At 45.0% G+C, this 16,372-nt stretch carries 18 protein-coding genes and 2 pseudogenes; 12 read left to right on the top strand and 8 right to left on the bottom strand.

Going from position 1 to position 16,372, the window contains the following annotated elements; genetic code table 11:
* Nucleotides 1-34 precede the first annotated feature (34 nt).
* Nucleotides 35-1,462, top strand: coding sequence for a glycogen synthase GlgA (glgA, locus tag GQR42_RS08745; protein WP_158199668.1), 1,428 nt, complete (start codon nt 35-37; stop codon nt 1,460-1,462).
* Between the two features lie 49 nt (nt 1,463-1,511).
* On the opposite strand, the gene GQR42_RS08750 is transcribed toward glgA, so the two are convergent.
* Nucleotides 1,512-2,132, bottom strand: coding sequence for a vWA domain-containing protein (locus GQR42_RS08750; protein ID WP_158199669.1), 621 nt, complete (start codon nt 2,130-2,132; stop codon nt 1,512-1,514).
* A gap of 193 nt (nt 2,133-2,325) precedes the next feature.
* On the opposite strand from GQR42_RS08750, the gene GQR42_RS08755 reads away from it, so the two are divergent.
* Both GQR42_RS08755 and GQR42_RS08760 read left to right on the top strand, forming a co-directional pair.
* The gene (locus GQR42_RS08755; protein WP_158199670.1) at nt 2,326-2,658 is read left to right on the top strand and encodes a TMEM165/GDT1 family protein; all 333 of its coding nucleotides are present in this window, start codon (nt 2,326-2,328) and stop codon (nt 2,656-2,658) included.
* 190 nt (nt 2,659-2,848) lie between these two features.
* Nucleotides 2,849-3,124 carry a TMEM165/GDT1 family protein gene (locus GQR42_RS08760; protein WP_002732425.1) on the top strand — a complete coding sequence of 92 codons (276 nt, stop codon included), beginning with the start codon at nt 2,849-2,851 and terminating at the stop codon, nt 3,122-3,124.
* Here GQR42_RS08760 and GQR42_RS28555 read toward each other — a convergent pair.
* Nucleotides 3,048-3,398 (bottom strand): hypothetical protein, encoded by a 351-nt coding sequence (locus tag GQR42_RS28555; protein WP_158199671.1) that lies wholly within the window; start codon nt 3,396-3,398, stop codon nt 3,048-3,050. The two genes, GQR42_RS08760 and GQR42_RS28555, sit on opposite strands and share 77 nt — an antisense overlap.
* 146 nt (nt 3,399-3,544) lie before the next feature.
* Between GQR42_RS28555 and urtA the strand changes: the two genes are divergently transcribed.
* The 3 genes and pseudogenes from urtA (at nt 3,545) to urtC (ending at nt 7,275) form a co-directional block, all read left to right on the top strand.
* The gene (gene urtA / locus GQR42_RS08770; protein ID WP_158199672.1) at nt 3,545-4,861 is read left to right on the top strand and encodes an urea ABC transporter substrate-binding protein; all 1,317 of its coding nucleotides are present in this window, start codon (nt 3,545-3,547) and stop codon (nt 4,859-4,861) included.
* A 94-nt stretch (nt 4,862-4,955) separates the two neighbouring features.
* The gene (locus GQR42_RS08775; RefSeq protein ID WP_158199673.1) at nt 4,956-6,116 is read left to right on the top strand and encodes an ABC transporter permease subunit; all 1,161 of its coding nucleotides are present in this window, start codon (nt 4,956-4,958) and stop codon (nt 6,114-6,116) included.
* Nucleotides 6,117-6,119: 3 nt separating this feature from the next.
* A pseudogene (gene urtC / locus GQR42_RS08780) lies at nt 6,120-7,275 on the top strand (urea ABC transporter permease subunit UrtC).
* 144 nt (nt 7,276-7,419) lie between these two features.
* On the opposite strand, the gene GQR42_RS27620 reads toward urtC, so the two are convergent.
* On the bottom strand, nt 7,420-7,734 hold the full coding sequence (locus GQR42_RS27620; protein WP_199273382.1) for a hypothetical protein: 315 nt from the start codon (nt 7,732-7,734) through the stop codon (nt 7,420-7,422).
* 31 nt (nt 7,735-7,765) lie between these two features.
* On the opposite strand from GQR42_RS27620, the gene urtD reads away from it, so the two are divergent.
* From urtD to GQR42_RS08800, 3 genes are read left to right on the top strand one after another with little or no spacing between them, the layout of a single operon-like run.
* Nucleotides 7,766-8,512 (top strand): urea ABC transporter ATP-binding protein UrtD, encoded by a 747-nt coding sequence (urtD, locus tag GQR42_RS08790; protein WP_158199674.1) that lies wholly within the window; start codon nt 7,766-7,768, stop codon nt 8,510-8,512.
* A gap of 38 nt (nt 8,513-8,550) precedes the next feature.
* Nucleotides 8,551-9,249 carry an urea ABC transporter ATP-binding subunit UrtE gene (gene urtE / locus GQR42_RS08795; protein ID WP_158199675.1) on the top strand — a complete coding sequence of 233 codons (699 nt, stop codon included), beginning with the start codon at nt 8,551-8,553 and terminating at the stop codon, nt 9,247-9,249.
* 21 nt (nt 9,250-9,270) lie between these two features.
* On the top strand, nt 9,271-10,488 hold the full coding sequence (locus tag GQR42_RS08800) for an NAD(P)/FAD-dependent oxidoreductase (protein ID WP_158199676.1): 1,218 nt from the start codon (nt 9,271-9,273) through the stop codon (nt 10,486-10,488).
* A 103-nt stretch (nt 10,489-10,591) separates the two neighbouring features.
* On the opposite strand, the gene pckA is transcribed toward GQR42_RS08800, so the two are convergent.
* Nucleotides 10,592-12,271, bottom strand: a complete 1,680-nt coding sequence (gene pckA, locus GQR42_RS08805; protein ID WP_158199677.1) for a phosphoenolpyruvate carboxykinase (ATP) — start codon at nt 12,269-12,271, stop codon at nt 10,592-10,594.
* 418 nt (nt 12,272-12,689) lie between these two features.
* Here pckA and GQR42_RS29900 point away from each other — a divergent pair.
* Nucleotides 12,690-12,876, top strand: a pseudogene (locus tag GQR42_RS29900) (hypothetical protein).
* Between the two features lie 368 nt (nt 12,877-13,244).
* Here the strand turns inward: GQR42_RS29900 and GQR42_RS08810 are convergent.
* The 4 genes from GQR42_RS08810 to GQR42_RS08825 all read right to left on the bottom strand — a co-directional run bounded on the left by GQR42_RS08810 (nt 13,245) and on the right by GQR42_RS08825 (nt 14,475).
* Nucleotides 13,245-13,517 carry a DUF5615 family PIN-like protein gene (locus GQR42_RS08810; RefSeq protein ID WP_158199678.1) on the bottom strand — a complete coding sequence of 91 codons (273 nt, stop codon included), beginning with the start codon at nt 13,515-13,517 and terminating at the stop codon, nt 13,245-13,247.
* Nucleotides 13,495-13,794: a hypothetical protein gene (locus GQR42_RS08815; protein ID WP_158199679.1), complete on the bottom strand. Its 300-nt coding sequence runs from the start codon at nt 13,792-13,794 to the stop codon at nt 13,495-13,497. The genes GQR42_RS08810 and GQR42_RS08815 overlap by 23 nt, the downstream gene beginning before the upstream one ends.
* Before the next feature lie 86 nt (nt 13,795-13,880).
* Nucleotides 13,881-14,186 (bottom strand): HigA family addiction module antitoxin, encoded by a 306-nt coding sequence (locus GQR42_RS08820; RefSeq protein WP_008202213.1) that lies wholly within the window; start codon nt 14,184-14,186, stop codon nt 13,881-13,883.
* Nucleotides 14,187-14,196: 10 nt separating this feature from the next.
* Complete coding sequence (locus tag GQR42_RS08825; protein ID WP_158199680.1) at nt 14,197-14,475, bottom strand: type II toxin-antitoxin system RelE/ParE family toxin; 279 nt, start codon at nt 14,473-14,475, stop codon at nt 14,197-14,199.
* Between the two features lie 345 nt (nt 14,476-14,820).
* Between GQR42_RS08825 and GQR42_RS28560 the strand changes: the two genes are divergently transcribed.
* Both GQR42_RS28560 and GQR42_RS08835 read left to right on the top strand, forming a co-directional pair.
* The gene (locus GQR42_RS28560) at nt 14,821-15,609 is read left to right on the top strand and encodes a PEP-CTERM sorting domain-containing protein (RefSeq protein WP_233271337.1); all 789 of its coding nucleotides are present in this window, start codon (nt 14,821-14,823) and stop codon (nt 15,607-15,609) included.
* 332 nt (nt 15,610-15,941) lie between these two features.
* Nucleotides 15,942-16,181, top strand: coding sequence for a hypothetical protein (locus tag GQR42_RS08835; RefSeq protein ID WP_002751846.1), 240 nt, complete (start codon nt 15,942-15,944; stop codon nt 16,179-16,181).
* Nucleotides 16,182-16,372: the final 191 nt, after the last annotated feature.

The following is a 16,372-nucleotide window of genomic DNA, read 5'->3' on the forward strand; positions in this document are numbered from 1 at the left end:
TGCCCATATCGATCTTCACAGAAGCGGGAACAGTATGCGAATTCTATTTGTGGGTGCCGAGGCCGCCCCAATTGCCAAAGTTGGGGGAATGGGGGACGTAATTGGGGCATTACCGAAAGTCTTGCGTCAGCTAGGTCATGACGTGCGGATTTTTCTGCCCTACTACGGTTTTCTTCAGGAAAAAATGGACATCCCTTCCGAACCCATTTGGTCAGGATTCGCCATGTTTCATGATTTTTTAGTCTATGAGACGGTTTTACCCGATACGGATATTCCTCTCTACCTCTTTGGTCATCTAGCTTTCTCTGGACGCAATATCTACGGAGGCGAAGATGAGGCCTGGCGATTTACCCTATTTGCGAATGGTGCGGCGGAATTCGCATGGAATTACTGGAAACCGCAAGTTATTCACTGTCATGATTGGCATACGGGCATGATTCCCGTCTGGATGCACCAAGACCCCGATATTAGCACCGTTTTTACTATCCATAATCTCGCCTACCAGGGGCCTTGGCGGGAGGCATTAGAAAAAATGACTTGGTGTCCTTGGTATATGCAGGGCGATAATACCATGGCCGCGGCGGTTCAATTTGCTAATCGCGTCACTACCGTTTCTCCCACCTATGCTCGTCAAATACAGACCCCCATTTATGGCGAAAATTTAGAGGGATTATTGTCCTATATTTCCGGCAATCTGGTGGGGATTGTTAACGGCATCGATACGGAGGTGTATAACCCAGCTAAAGATGTTTATCTTAAGCAGAATTTTACCCCAGAAACCATCGAAAAACGTCTGATCAATAAAATTGCCCTGCAAGAAGAAGTGGGGCTACAGGTCAGTAAAAGTGCCTTTGTCATGGCGATGGTGACGCGCTTGGTGGAACAAAAAGGTATTGATCTAGTGATGCAAATTTTAGATCGCTTTCTCACCTATACTGATGCTCAATTGATTATTTTAGGTACAGGCGATCGCTATTATGAAACCCAACTGTGGGAGATGACTTCCCGTTTCCGGGGGCGAATGTCCCTGCATCTTCTCTATAGTGATGCCCTTTCCCGTCGCATCTATGGGGGGGCCGATGCTTTGTTAATGCCTTCCCGTTTTGAACCCTGCGGCATTTCCCAATTAATGGCCATGCGTTATGGTTGTATTCCCATGGTACGCCGCACCGGTGGTTTAGTCGATACGGTATCTTTCCACGACCCGATTCAGGAAAAAGGAACGGGATTTAGTTTCGATCGCTATGAACCTTTAGACCTGTTTACCTGTATGATCCGGACTTGGGAAAGTTTCCGTTATAAACAGGATTGGCAAAAACTGCAGCAACGGGCAATGACTCAAGATTTTAGTTGGCATAAATCCGCTTTGGAATATCTAAAAATCTACAAACAAATCACCGGACAATCGGATCAATTATCCGATGAGGAAAAAGATAAATTGGTCGCCCTGACTAGCAGTTAAATCCTCCTTGAGTAGGGGTGATATATCCTCACCCCTACTCCGGCAGAAATTAACCAGTGATGGCGTTGAGAAGAACTTCCGCTAGGGTCATATCTTCCATATCATCGATAGTAATTGTGTCAACGATATCGAATTTGGCCCCCGCCGTTTCTAGTTGATCGTCTAAAGCTTTAAGAAATTCGGTTGCTTGTCGATCATGGCCTACTTGAATCAGAGAAATGGCCAATTCTTGATCGCTATCAAGTTTTCGAGAAGCTTCGATAATTTGACGCATCACCGCTTTGCGATCATCCGGTTCTCCGTCGGTAATCACCAGAATAGTTTCTCCGTTGGGTTTAGTTTTGCCGGCAGTTTTGCGCTGAAAATAATTATCAAGGGCATCTTGGAGAACAGCTGCTAGGTCTGTCCTCCCCATCGGTTCATTTTCTTGATAAATTCGTGTCACCTTATCGGAAGTAACATTATCATAGCGTCGGAAACGTCCAGAAAAAAGATAGATAGTGATGCCGTCCGGATCGATTTCCTCGCACTTTCTAGCCAAGGCAAGGGTGGATTCTTGGGCAATTTGCCAACGGGTTTTCTCACTGGGTTGATCAGCAGTGGACATACTGCCACTTTTGTCAATAATCAGAGTATAATCTCTGTCTTGTACAACACTTTCACTGGCCATAGGGGCTATACCTCCAAGGGATTTGCGCTCATCCTAGTCTAATAATTATTAAACTCTAGGATGGAAACTCTACCTCGATCGACTAGGGTTTTTTAACTATTGGGGGGGAGACAGCGTAACCAACAGCAGAAACTATCGGCAGAAAGCCGGTCGGGCTAAAATGAAAAAAGTATGAAAATTATTTCCTTAGCCGATGAGTGATAGCCAATCGATCGCCTCAACCGAGAAAAAGCCAGATAATCCACCTTCTTGGAGTTTTTGGACGGTGTTTAGTTCCACCTTCCTAACCATATTTTTGGCTGAAATCGGCGATAAAACCCAATTAGCCACCCTTCTGATCAGTGCTGAATCCCGATCCCCCTGGGTGGTTTTTGCCGGGGCAGCCACCGCTTTAATCACTACCAGTCTCCTCGGTGTCCTGATTGGTTATTGGATTGCCCGTCGTCTTTCCCCGAAAACTTTAGATATCGGTGTCGCTATCCTTCTCCTTTTGATCACCGGTTTACTGATCGGCGATATTCTCTAAGTGATCAGTGATCAGTGATCAGTTATCAGTGATCAGTTATCAGTGATCACTGATCAGTGATCAGTTATCAGTTATGAGTTCACTGTTTACTGTTTACTGTTTACTGAAAAAAAGCTTCCCACTTCCCCACTTCCCCACTTCCCCACCTCCCCACTTCCCCGCTTCCCCACTTCCCCACTTCCTGGAATTTATGAATTGGCAATTATTCGGACTGACATTTATCACGGTTTTTTTGGCAGAAATAGGCGATAAAAGTCAGTTAGTAGCGATCGCTCTCGGTGGCAGTTCCAAATCACCCAAAGCTGTCTTTTTTGGCTCAATTACCGCCTTAATCTGCACCAGTTTCTTAGGAGTGCTTGCGGGGGGCAGTATGGCGCAGTTATTCCCCGCTAAGATATTAAAAGCGATAGCGGCCATTGGTTTTGCGCTGCTTGCTGTCCGGCTGCTTTGGCCAGATTCGGATTGATAATTGGGTTTGCGGCAAAAAGCTTTTCCTGGGGGCAGGGTGTGGGGTGTGGGGTGTGGGGTGTGGGGTGTGGGGTGTGGGGTGTGGGGTGTAGGGTGTAGGGTGTGGGGTGTGGGGTGTCGGAAGAATAAATAGAAATAATCTCCTGCCTCCTGACTCCTGTCTCCCGACTCCTGCCTCCTGTCTCCCGACTCCTGATAGCTAAAAAACTGAGGCAAATTCCCGAAAAATAATTAATTTTTCCGAAAAAAGTAGTAAAATTTACAAAAAACATCGAAAAAGTAGCGAAAATTACAAAAAATCTGCTAACCTAGCCGTAATATCACACAGATATTCGTAGAAAGATTCCCGAAAATCTCCTCAGCAAAAACATCCGTGTGAAGTAGCTAATATTGTCAGCGAGGTTAGTTCAAGATCATCATGTCAAATTTAGGACGACGTAAATTTCTCCTGTACGGTTCTGCCACTTTGGGAACCAGTATTCTGTTAAAAGCTTGTGGTGGCAATCAAAACCAAACCCCCACGGCTAGTCCTAGCCCAGCTGCTAGTCCCGCCCCAACTTCTGGAGAGACAATTAAGGTGGGTATTCTGCACTCCCTCAGTGGCACCATGGCCATCAGTGAAACCAGCGTAGTCGATGCGGAAAAACTGGCGATCGAGGAAATCAATGCCGCCGGTGGTGTTCTTGGTAAACAGATCGAGGCAGTGGTGGAAGATGGTGCTTCCGATTGGCCAACTTTTACCGAAAAAGCCACCAAACTGATCGATCAGGACAAAGTTGTGACCGTCTTCGGTTGTTGGACTTCCGCCAGTCGTCAGGCGGTTTTACCCGTGTTTGAAGCCAAAAACCATATGCTTTGGTATCCCGTCCAGTACGAGGGTCAAGAGTGTTCTAGAAATATTTTCTACACTGGGGCTGCCCCCAACCAACAGATCGAGCCGGCAGTCACTTGGTTACTGGAAAACAAAGGGAAAAAATTCTTCCTTGTCGGTTCCGATTACGTTTTCCCCCGCACTGCCAACACGATTATTAAAGAGCAGTTAAAGGTAAAAGGCGGCGAAACCGTGGGCGAAGACTATCTACCCCTAGGTAACACGGAAGTTACCCCGATTATCACCAAAATTAAGACGGCTTTACCCGATGGCGGCGTTATTTTTAATACCCTCAACGGTGACAGTAACGTGGCTTTCTTTAAACAACTGCAAGCGGCCGGTTTAACTCCCGATAAATATCCAGTCATGTCGGTGAGTGTTGCTGAGGAAGAAGTTAAACAAATTGGTAAGGAATATCTCCTCGGTCAATACGCTTGTTGGAACTATTTCCAAACCGTAGATACCCCCGCTAACAAGAAATTTGTTGAGGCTTTTCGAGCTAAATACGGTCCCGATCGCGTCACTAACGACCCCATGGAAGCGGCCTACATCATGGTCTATCTCTGGAAGCAAGCGGTGGAACAAGCGGCAACCGCCGATGATCTCGACAAAGTTCGCGCCGCCGCCATCGGACAAAAATTCGATGCTCCCGAAGGACCGGTGCAAATGTTCCCCAATCATCATATCTCCAAAACTGTCCGGGTTGGTCAGGTGAGAGATGATGGTCTATTTGACATCATTTGGTCAACTCCGGGGGTGGTGGATCCGCAACCCTGGAACCAATTTGTCCCCGAAACTAAGGGCTTTGCCTGTGACTGGACGGATCCGGCCAAGGGCGGTAAATTCAAAATGGAAAAATCCTAGTTTGAGGAGTTTTTCCAGACAATAACGAGAGTGAGGTGGGCATTACTGCTCACCCCACTTTTTAAAGCTTAAAAATGCACAGGAATAACGAAAAGTGTCAGCATTATTAGAAGGATTATTTAATGGTATTAGCATCGGTTCTGTGCTATTGCTGGCCGCTTTAGGACTAGCGATTGTTTTTGGACTGATGGGGGTGATTAATCTCGCTCACGGTGAGTTAATGATGTTAGGGGCTTATACTACTTTTGTGGTGCAGAATATCTTTAAAGGTTTCGGTTCTCCCCTCTTTGATACGTATGTTTTATTTGCCCTACCGATCGCTTTTTTAGTGTCAGGATTGGCGGGATTATTATTAGAAAGGGGGGTGATTAGGTTCCTCTACGGCAGACCCCTAGAAACGCTGCTGGCCACTTGGGGAGTCAGCTTAATTCTGCAGCAATTTGTCAGAAGTGTCAACGGCTTATTAGTAATTAGTTTAATAGTTTTCTGTCTGTTATTTTTTGGGGCGATGACGGTGTTAAGTCGTCGCTTAGATTGGGAGAGAATTCGCAATTTAGCTATTGGTATCACCCTGCCTTTATCCCTAGCTATCGCTGGATTATTAGGCTATCTTTTATCTTTTAATCCCGTTCTCGCTAAACCCTGGTTTAGTGCCAGAAACGTCGATGTCACCGCTCCGGTTTGGTTACGGGGAGGTTTACCTTTACTGGGGTTTCAGATGCCCTATACCCGGATATTTATTATCATTTTAACTGCCATTTGTTTGTTAGGGACTTATTGGTTTTTAAATAAATCTTCTTGGGGTTTACGCATTCGTGCCGTCACCCAAAATCGCCAGATGAGTTCCTGTTTAGGTATTCCCACGAATCAAGTGGATGCTTTGACTTTTGCTCTCGGTTCGGGATTAGCGGGAGTTGCCGGTTGTGCGATTAGTTTCTTGGGTTCCGTCGGTCCAAATGTGGGACAAAATTATATCGTTGATACTTTTATGGTAGTGGTGGTGGGAGGAGTGGGTAATCTCCTAGGAACTATTATCGCAGCCATGGCGATTGGTGTGGCTAATTATTTAATTGGTTCGGGAACTTTTGCCCTGATGTCTGGTTCCGTGGCAGCACTAAAACCCCTAACGGATTTCTTCACCTTTTTCTCCACCACTAGCATGGCAAAAGTGATGATTTTTGCTTTAATTATTGCTTTCTTGCAATTCAAACCTGCGGGAATTTTTCCTCCTAAAGGACGTACTGCCGAGTTATAGATTATGATTACCGAAACCATCACTAGAAACGAATCCCGACAACGGGAAAAGAAAAAGTTAATCACGGAAATCGCTGTTATTGTTGGATTGGTGGTCATCTTTGCGCTGTTACTTCCCTTAGCTTTGTCGGCTTTCCGTTTGCGTTTATTGGGGCGATTTCTTTCCTTCGCTATTGTCGCTTTGGGGATAGATTTAATCTGGGGTTATACGGGTTTATTAAGTCTTGGTCATGGCATCTTTTTTGCCCTCGGTGGTTACGCTTTGTCCATGTACCTAAATCTTCAGTTACCCCCCGGACAAATGCCCGAATTTTTTACTCTCTACGGGGTGACAGAATTACCTTTTATTTGGCAACCTTTTTATTCCCTACCTTTGACAATTCTAGCCCTAATTATCGTACCAGCGATCGTGGCGGGATTGTTAGGTTATTTAATCTTCCGCAATCGCATTAAAGGGGTTTATTTCTCGATTTTGACCCAAGCGGCTTTACTGGTATTTTTTAACTTTTTTAACGGTCAACAAAAGTTAATTAACGGCACTAATGGCTTAAAAACCGATACCCAAACAATTTTCGGGTTACTGGTGGGTTCCGATGCCGTTCAAGTGGCCTTTTATTTACTCACAATTGTCTGTTTACTGGCTATTTATCTGCTCTGTCGTTGGTTAACCACGGGCAGATTTGGGCGCTTATTAGTCGCCATTCGCGATGATGAGGTGCGGGTGCGTTTTTCCGGTTATGATTCCTACTTGGTTTAAGGTGTTAGTTTTTGCCATTTCTGGGGCGATTGCTGGTGTTGCCGGCGCTCTTTACACCGTGCAAACGGGTATTATCACTCCTAACTCTATGGATGTGGCTTTTTCCATTGAAATGGTGATTTGGGTGGCTGTGGGGGGACGTGCTACCCTTGTGGGGGCAGTTATCGGTACTTTATTAGTACGCATGGCCCAAACTTTTTTAAGCGAACAATTTCCGGAAGTCTGGGTATTTTTCCAAGGGGCCTTATTCCTAATTGTGGTGACAGTGCTTCCCGATGGTATTCTCGGTGGAATTAAACGTTTGCTGACTCATTTTGGTTTCCGCAAAACTTTAATTACCTATCCTAGTATTGAGGAAGATCCAGAAGTGCAACTGGAAAAAGAACAATTAGAGCATAAGTGATCTTATTCTATTAGTATTCTCCGAGTCAGGGGTCGGTCGTCGGTCGTCAGGAGATAGGGTGATAGGGTGATAGGGTGTTGGGGTGATAGGGTGTTGGGGTGGTCACTGCGTACACGTTGCGGGGGGTGTTAGGGTTTTGGGGTGTTAGGGTGTTAGGGTTTTAGTTGAAATTCCCCCACTTCCCCACTTCCCCACTTCCCCACTTCCCCACTTCCCCACTTCCCCACTTCCCCACTTCCCCACTTCCCCACTTCCCCACTTCCCCACTTCCCCACTTCCCCACTTCCCCACTTCCCCACTTCCCCACTTCCCCACTTCCCCACTTCCCCACTTCCCCACTTCCCCACTTCCCCACTTCCCCACTTCCCCACTTCCCCACTTCCCCACTTCCCCACTTCCCCACTTCCCCACTTCCCCACTTCCCCACTTCCCCACTTCCCCACTTCCCCACTTCCCCACTTCCCCTATACCCTGTTCCCTCTTAGAAATTATGACTGGAAAAATCTTAGAAATCGAGAATCTTACCGTTAGTTTTGGGGGTTTTAAAGCTCTTAATAATCTTAATTTTAGTATGGATACGGGAGAATTGCGGGTGATTATCGGTCCCAATGGTGCGGGAAAAACCACTTTTTTAGATGTGATTACGGGGAAAGTGCAACCCACCATCGGACGGGTATTATTTAAAGGTCGAGATCTCCGCAAAATTCCTGAATATGCGATCGCTCGTTTAGGTATTGGTCGCAAATTCCAAACTCCTAGGGTATATTTAAATCTAACTGTGCGAGAAAATCTCGATTTAGTTAGCAACCGGAATAAAAATGTTTTCTCAACTCTTTTCGGTCGTCCTCCGCTAGAAGATAGCAAAAAAGTTATTGGTTTATTGGAAACTATCGGGTTAACTGCTAAAGCTGATTTACCCGCTTCTTTACTGTCCCACGGGGAAAAACAACGCCTAGAAATTGGTCAATTAGTAGCCCAGTCACCAGACTTACTGCTAGTAGATGAACCCGTGGCAGGATTAACCGATGAGGAAACGGAAAACGTGGGTAATTTGTTATTAAATTTAGCGGAAAGTCATTCAATTATTGTCATTGAACACGATATGGAGTTTGTCCGGCAAATTGCCCGTAAAGTCACGGTTTTACACCAAGGAACCGTTCTATGTGAGGGGAATATGGAGCAAATTCAAAATGATCCGAAAGTTATTGAAGTTTATCTAGGTTCCTCGGAAGAATAAAAAGTCAAACAATTAAAATTAGTTAAAAAGGGTTGACAATGTTACACATATCTGAACTCAATGTTTACTACGGAGAAAGTCATATTTTAAGAAATGTTGATCTTAACATTAATGCGGGAGAAATGGTCTGTTTAATCGGACGTAATGGCGTGGGTAAAACTACCCTATTAAAAACCCTAATGGGTATCTTAAAACCGCGAGCGGGAGTAATTAATTATGAGCAACAAAACCTGATTAATAAAACCTCAGATCAAAGAGCCAGATTAGGACTGGGTTATGTGCCGCAGGGTAGGGATATTATTCCCCGTTTAACGGTAAAAGAGAATTTAATTCTCGGTTTAGAAGCTTTACCCACAAGGAGAAAAAATGCCACAATTCCCGAAGAAATCTTTGATTTGTTTCCCGTTTTAAAAACCATGTTATCGCGGATGGGAGGAGATTTAAGCGGTGGACAACAACAGCAATTAGCCATCGCTCGCGCCTTAGTTGGGGAACCAAAATTATTAATTTTAGATGAACCCACGGAAGGAATTCAACCGTCAATTATTCTCGAAATTGAAGCAGCGGTACGGCGTATTGTTGCCAGTAAAGGAATCGCCGTTTTATTAGTAGAACAACACCTGCATTTTGTCCGCCAAGCTGATCGATATTACGCCATGCAGAAAGGGGGAATTGTTGCTTCTGGTTTCACGAGCGAATTAAGTCAAGAAGTCATTCAGCGATTTTTGGCGGTTTAAACTTAACTTTTTCCTTGATATATGACTCAAATAGTCGTAATTGGTGGCGGGGCAGCGGGATTTTTTGGCGCAATTAAAGCGGCAGAATCTCACCCAAAAGCTGGCGTTACTATCCTAGAAGCGGCAAAAGAACCCCTAGTTAAAGTGCGGATTTCGGGAGGGGGACGCTGTAATGTCACCCATTATTGTTTTGATGTTTCCCAATTGGTTAATTATTATCCTCGCGGTGGCAAAGCACTACGGGGTGCTTTTAGTCGGTTTCAACCCCAAGATACTATTAAATGGTTTGAATTGCGGGGGGTAAAACTCAAAACAGAAGCGGATGGACGAATGTTTCCCAGCACCGATAATTCTGAAACTATTGTTAATTGTCTGCGGGAAAGTGCGACTTTTGCTGGGGTTGATTTAAGGCTAAATTGTGCGGTTAAATCGGTAAAAAAACAGGAAGAAAGTTTTTTAATTGAATTAAAAAGAGAGGAGCAAATTAGGGCAGATAAGCTGTTAATTGCGACGGGAAGTAGTCCTTTTGGTTATCGCACCGCTCAAGATTTAGGTCATTCTTTAGTCTCTCCTGTCCCTTCTTTATTTACCTTTCAAATTGCCGATGCTCGTCTGAAAGATTTGTTAGGAGTTACTGTGGATAAAGTGCGAGTTCGTCTTGGGGGAAGCAAATTAGAACAAATCGGACCCTTGTTAATTACCCATTGGGGAGTTAGTGGACCGGCTATTTTAAAACTTTCTGCTTGGGGAGCGCGGTTACTTCATGATCATCATTACCGAATGCCTTTAATAATTAATTGGTTGGAGGATTATCATCCTGAAAAATTGCGAGAAATTATCTTACAAACTAAAAGTGAATATCCCAAAAGAAAACTCTTTAATTATTGTCCCTTTGAGCAGTTACCCAAGCGTCTTTGGCAGAGTTTATTAAGTTACTTGACTGTTAACTCGGAAACTCCCTGGGCCGAATTATCTAAAAATACTCTCAATCGATTAATGACTGAATTACAGCAAGGGGAATATCAAATCAAAGGAAAAGGGGTGTTTAAGGAGGAATTTGTCACCTCTGGGGGAGTGAATCTTCAGGAAGTGGATTTTAAAACTATGGAAAGTAAAATCTGTCCGGGGTTATATTTTGCTGGTGAGGTACTAGATATCGATGGAGTCACGGGGGGATTTAATTTTCAAAGCGCTTGGACCACTGGTTATCTTGCCGGACAAGCTATGGGCAATAGATAGCAGTATTGCCGGTGTATTAGGCAGCCCCAATACACCCGACGGCAATCAAACTCTGAGAAAATCTCACCTTAACTGATAGTTGATAACCGATTCCTTGATGTTGTTATTCCCAAATTGGACCGGCTGCAATGATTTCTTGGGAGGCAGTGGTAAATTGACGGAAATTTTCCACGAAACGATGGGCCAATTCTCGCGCCTGTAGGTCGTAGGATTCGCCATCTTGCCATGCTTGTCGCGGGTCGAGGATTTTTTTGGGAACTCCGGGGACAATTTCGGGGACGAGAACCTGAAAGATGGGATGAGGATGGAAAACCACTTCCTCTAAATCCCCATTTAAAGCAGCGGAAACCATAGCGCGGGTGTGTTTGATCGAAATGCGATCGCCGACTCCGTAGGGACCGCCGGACCAACCAGTATTAATCAGATAAACGGAGGTTTCGGGGTGTTGTTCTAAACGTTCCCCTAACATTTGGGCATAGACGAGGGGTGACAGCGGGAAAAAACATTGACCGAAACAACTGGAAAAAGTCACCTGTGGGGCAGTGATTCCCCGTTCCGTTCCCGCTAATTTGCTAGTATAACCGGAGAGGAAATGATACATCGCCTGGTTTGTGGTTAATTTGGCGATTGGTGGCAGTACCCCAAAAGCATCGGCAGTTAAGAAGATAATAGTTTTCGGGTGGGTTCCCATGCCGGATACGGCACAATTAGGGATATAACGCAGGGGATAGGCGGCGCGGGTGTTTTCGGTCAAACGTCCATCATCGTAGTCGGGAAGGCGATTATCGGGGGAAAGGATAACGTTTTCGAGAATAGTGCCAAATTGAATCGCCGCCCAGATTTGGGGTTCGTATTCGGCACTTAAACGGATGGTTTTAGCGTAACAACCGCCTTCAAAGTTAAAAATGCCGTCTTCTGACCAACCGTGTTCATCATCACCGATGAGGCTGCGTTTAGGATCGGCGGAAAGGGTGGTTTTCCCCGTACCGGAGAGACCGAAAAAGAGGGCTGTATGACCGTGTTTATCGATGTTAGCGGCACCGTGCATCGGTAAAACCCCTTGTTTGGTCATCAGGTAGTTCATCATCGAGAAGACGGATTTTTTGATTTCGCCAGCGTAGCGAGTGCCACCGATGAGAACGATTTTTTTGGCTAGGTTGAGGACGATAAAGGCTTCGCTGTTCAGGTCGTCATCCTCGGGATCTCCCTGTAACCCCGGCAGGGCAATCACGGTAAAATCAGTTTCATGGGCAGCTAGTTCGATCGCACTGGGCCGGAGGAATAACTGATGGGCAAAGAGGTTATGATAGGCGATTTCGGTGACGACGCGCACGCCAAAGCGATAATTAGGATCGGCCCCGACGTAACCATCGAAGATATATAGGTCTTTTCCCTGCACATAGGCGAGGACTTTTCGGTATAATTGCTGGAATTTTTCCTCGCTAATCGGAGCGTTATGCTGATTCCAGTCGATTTCTCCCTCGCTACTGGTTTCTTTGACAATGAATTTATCTTTGGGGGAACGACCGGTATATTTACCCGTTTCCACCACTAAAGCTCCATTATCGGCTAAAACGCCCTCATGACGTTCGATCGCCTGTTCGACTAATTGCGGTACGGAAAGATTGCGATAAACGCGACCGAGATTTTTCATGCCTAGGTTTTCGAGGCCGTAGGTGGAATGAAATTGATTTTCTAATTCGTAGTAGAAATTGACGTTTTCGGCGCGATCGGACAAGGGACAAGAGATACTATCATTGGTCAGCGTGTGTAGAGTCAGCATAATCCCAATTCTCCTGATAATTTAGTTGTCGGTTTAGAGCTAAGTTCCAAGTTTCTGATTAGTGCAGTCATAGAAACTAGAAAAACTCCGTTCTCTGTCTTTTTCACTCCCAGACACCTAAGAAGCTATATTGATTAGTTTATTTGACGATATTTGCCTGATTAATCTGGTCTTTCGCTGTCGGTAAGCCAATTTTAGAGCGGTAATTCAGGATTATTCGTTTATTTACCCTTCATCTCCCAGTCAGGGTTTTTACCTTTTCCCTCTTGCCGATCTAACTGCTTTTTTTAGCTATTTTTAGTCTAGCTGTACAATAGGATACAGACGATGTTTTTTTTACAAAAGTTAACAGCTATAGCGGTTTTCACAGGAACGAGGTAAGTAGGGTCTGCTGAAAAAGTTTGTTGGTGGGGACAGGGTGTGGGGTGTGGGGTGTGGGGTGTAGGGTTTTACCGATTTTGAGGGGGTCAATTACCTAATTTTCAGGGAAAAAGTCCCTGAAATTTCCCCCCGATCTCTCCCAGAACTGGTACTTTTTGATTGACAAAAGGTCTAAAAGTCTTATCCAACAAGGTTTTAAGATTTATTCAGCCAACCCTAGCTAGAGATGGGAAATTCTCTCCTATCGTCTTGGGGACAATCGCTTTGAGGCGTTGCTGATTTTAGATATGAATCTTCTTTTGTGGGATTTTTAAAACCTAGACCCAAACTAACTTTTGGATGGGTGCAAGGTTGTCATTCATACCTTGATTCAGCAACGCCCGCTTTGATGGGGTGAGCGTCGAATTAGGTCAGTTGAATCCCGTTAGTTGATATTAATTGTGTTTATAGCGTTTCCCAATCTCATGAGGTACACCAAAATCTTAACTCCTGACTCCTGAATCCTGAATCCTGACTCCTCAAAACCTAAGACTCTGCACCTCACAACTATGGGAATTGCTATAATTGAGTTTGCGATCGAGTTGAGGGACAGTCAAGGGAGAAGGCAAAGGCGAATGGGACATACTGCGTCACAATATCTCACGGAATGAGGATGGGAATCCCCAGCATGGAGAGATTGAAAGTCGCGACAGTTAAGGGTCAATAGGATGCGATCGGCATTTCTAGCATAGTCCAGAACTATGAAATCTGGCTGACTCATCAGACCAGCTTGGTTAACTGTAATCACTTCATGTCCAGCCTGTCGTAGCAATTTCACCAACACTTTATCTTGGGCATCTTCATCAATGAGTAACTTTAGGCTCAAGGGCTACTCCTCTCGCTTCTAGGTAACGGCGTTCTGCGTCTGCTTCCTGCTGCAACAGTTCTTGATGAGTTTGGCAGTATTCAATTGCTTCGAGAACGGCGGCTAAGGGTAATTCTTTGCTGTCGGCGACTTCTTCAGGAGTCATTTTGTTGGCGATCGCATCTGACCAAACAGTGAAAGCTGTCAGCTTGCTGCCTTTGACGTATAGTTGCTGTCGCCAGGAATGAGGACGTTTCTCTAAATACTGCCATTGAGTTTTCGCTACGTTGGTAGTCATGCTGAGGCCTTGATCAAAGCTGGTATCCCTAGTTTATCAGCTACTGAAGCAGCGCACCGTCGAAGGCGGATCTCTTCGAGATCGCACTAACCCAATGTTGTTTGGTGTTGTAACCCAATCGGATTCACAATAATTCTATCTTCCTGTTTTTTAACCTCAGCAAGATCGTAATTCATCTGGAGGCGCAGCCAGAAAGCAGGGGTACTACCGATTGTCTTTGACAAACGCACAGCCATTTCCGGGGAAATCCCCGCCTTGCCATTGATTAGGTTAGATAGTCTAGAGCGTGACACGTTCAGCATTTTTGCCGCAGCCGTAACGGTCAATTCAAGCTCTTCAATCGAACTTTTGACAATTCTGCCCGGATGTACGGGATTTTTCAGGGTCATCATGTTTTTTCCCTCAATGATAATCTACAAGGTCAATGTCGAGAGCGTTTCCATCTTCAAATCGGAAGACAATGCGCCAGTTACCTGTAACACGGACGCTCCAAAAACCTTTTAACTCTCCCGTCAGGGGGTGTAATCTGTAACCAGGGATATTAGCCTCCTCTACACTTTCCGCTGCCGACAAAATTGAGAGAATTTCCTCGATTTTGGGGATCATGTTGGGGCTTAATCCCCTGCGTTCTCCCCTTTCGTAAAACTGTTTCAGTCCTTTATGTTGAAAACTCTCAATCACTCAATTGTAGCCTGTAGCCTAACACTTTAATTTTGACTATTTGATTCGAGGAAATCAAGGAGATTAGCACAAGCGTACGCCACCACACCCATCACCCATCCTGAAAATCCCCAAATCACTGAAAATCCTGATGCTGACAAGGAAGTAGTGCAGATAGCAGCCTAAGCCATGAGGAAGAGGAATATAAAGATTTATTAAACTGTAGCTTTTGATACAGTTATGGGGGGGGTAATGTGTATGCTTGTTTTTGTTCGCCTTTGGAGTTGGCTTGGGGTGTTGCTTGACTTGGCTGGGAAGGAGGCGATCTAGCGATCTGTACTCGCACTCATTGAGGAGGACTTTACAATGCAAATCCTACGGACTATTACCCTCGTTCTTGGTTTCATGATGGTCACCGTGCCTGCGCTGGGCGCCTCAATCACTTGGAGGCCAGTAGAAGGCATTGCCAATAACTCGGCTGGCGAGGAAATCTTGACTACAGGGACTTACAAATTTGCTTGGAACGCACACGACAGCACGAGTACCACTCCAGGCGATCTCGTGGTGCAGGGTATCACGTTCTACGAAGACCCCGAGGCACTTCGGAGTGGCGGGGGGGTTTTTATCGACAAGTCGAGCTTGACTATTGCATGGACGAGCGGCACTGTTGGAAACTCCGTGAATACAGGATGGAGCGGTAACTTCCGGACACTCATGGACAGCACACTCGCCTCAGGGTCTGGAATTAATGCTGGAGTCAAGATAGCGAATCTGACCCCAGGCAATTCCTACCAAGTCCAGATTCTGCTGCATACAGAAGCTGCGGGAGGACTCACGCAGCCCCGTCCCGTCTGTGACACCGAGCTTTCCACGAATTGCACGCCAGCCATAACGCACTTTACCCTTCCTGCGGAGAGCGTGGTAGGAACCTTCACTGCTGATGCGTCTTTCCAACAGATTGTGTTCCCAAGCGCTGTAGGCCGTGCTGTCTTCAATGCCATAGCAATCTCAGAGGTTACAGCAGTCACCGCGGTTCCTGAACCCACCTCAGCCATCAGCCTCCTCGCTCTCGGCACCCTCGGCGCAGCTTCAACCCTGAAGCGCAAACTAAAATCATCCCAATCCACCGAAAAAGAAACCACAAAAATAGGCTAAATTGCATCTAAAATACCATAAATGCCCCTTCATTCAGTCAATTGAGGGGGTTTATTTTTTTATATCTCTTTTTTGGCAATAGATGCTATAATGAGGGATCAATATTTAAGATTACTTGCTTGATCGTGGACTTTGAGATTATCAGCGCTATCACGAATATCGAGATTATTGCCACAGGAACAGGAATTATTAGGTAAATGGAGAAAATTAAAGGGCATAGCCCAAGTTCAGCTTCCCAATGGTATAGTAAGGTTAGCTGAAGTCCATTGGTAGGAAGCTCATGGCATCGGCAAAAAAGAATTTAAGCTCAAGTTACCGTTTCTAGATTGACCATGAAAATAGAGTCATCTCCAACAAATAAGTTCGCAGTTTGTCTCAATAATGAAGGCTACGAAGCTTCACTAGAAGTTGGCAAAATATACCGCGTTATCCCTGATGAGACAGCAGAAATAAACAGTCTAATTCGGGTTATTGATGAAAGTGGTGAAGATTACGCTTTTTCTGTGAATCGGTTTCATGCTATTGAGTTACCAAAGCCAATAGAAGAAGCTTTATTATCAGTTGCTAACTAGAACTTTCCCAATCCACTGAAAAAGAAACTACAAAAATAGGCTAAATTGCTTCTAAAAATACCATAAATGCCCCTTCATGTTATCTTGAGGGAGCTTATTTTAGGGAATTTATTTTTACAATCCAAATCAATCATTAATGTTACCAGTGTAATACTAAATCTGGTTATTAAAAACTGATTATTTATTCTCCC

This window comes from Microcystis aeruginosa FD4, assembly GCF_009792235.1.
Taxonomy (GTDB): domain Bacteria; phylum Cyanobacteriota; class Cyanobacteriia; order Cyanobacteriales; family Microcystaceae; genus Microcystis; species Microcystis viridis.

What these genes read in the sequence shown, in the direction of transcription:
- GQR42_RS08750 (WP_158199669.1), bottom strand. Translation starts at nt 2,132, where the DNA reads ATGGCCAGTGAAAGTGTTGTACAAGACAGAGATTATACTCTGATTATT.
- urtA (WP_158199672.1), top strand. Translation starts at nt 3,545, where the DNA reads ATGTCAAATTTAGGACGACGTAAATTTCTCCTGTACGGTTCTGCCACT.
- GQR42_RS28555 (WP_158199671.1), bottom strand. Translation starts at nt 3,398, where the DNA reads ATGTTTTTTGTAAATTTTACTACTTTTTTCGGAAAAATTAATTATTTT.
- urtD (WP_158199674.1), top strand. Translation starts at nt 7,766, where the DNA reads ATGACTGGAAAAATCTTAGAAATCGAGAATCTTACCGTTAGTTTTGGG.
- urtE (WP_158199675.1), top strand. Translation starts at nt 8,551, where the DNA reads ATGTTACACATATCTGAACTCAATGTTTACTACGGAGAAAGTCATATT.
- GQR42_RS08835 (WP_002751846.1), top strand. Translation starts at nt 15,942, where the DNA reads ATGAAAATAGAGTCATCTCCAACAAATAAGTTCGCAGTTTGTCTCAAT.
- GQR42_RS08800 (WP_158199676.1), top strand. Translation starts at nt 9,271, where the DNA reads ATGACTCAAATAGTCGTAATTGGTGGCGGGGCAGCGGGATTTTTTGGC.
- pckA (WP_158199677.1), bottom strand. Translation starts at nt 12,271, where the DNA reads ATGCTGACTCTACACACGCTGACCAATGATAGTATCTCTTGTCCCTTG.
- GQR42_RS08755 (WP_158199670.1), top strand. Translation starts at nt 2,326, where the DNA reads ATGAGTGATAGCCAATCGATCGCCTCAACCGAGAAAAAGCCAGATAAT.
- GQR42_RS08815 (WP_158199679.1), bottom strand. Translation starts at nt 13,794, where the DNA reads ATGACTACCAACGTAGCGAAAACTCAATGGCAGTATTTAGAGAAACGT.
- GQR42_RS28560 (WP_233271337.1), top strand. Translation starts at nt 14,821, where the DNA reads ATGCAAATCCTACGGACTATTACCCTCGTTCTTGGTTTCATGATGGTC.
- GQR42_RS08760 (WP_002732425.1), top strand. Translation starts at nt 2,849, where the DNA reads ATGAATTGGCAATTATTCGGACTGACATTTATCACGGTTTTTTTGGCA.
- glgA (WP_158199668.1), top strand. Translation starts at nt 35, where the DNA reads ATGCGAATTCTATTTGTGGGTGCCGAGGCCGCCCCAATTGCCAAAGTT.
- GQR42_RS08820 (WP_008202213.1), bottom strand. Translation starts at nt 14,186, where the DNA reads ATGATGACCCTGAAAAATCCCGTACATCCGGGCAGAATTGTCAAAAGT.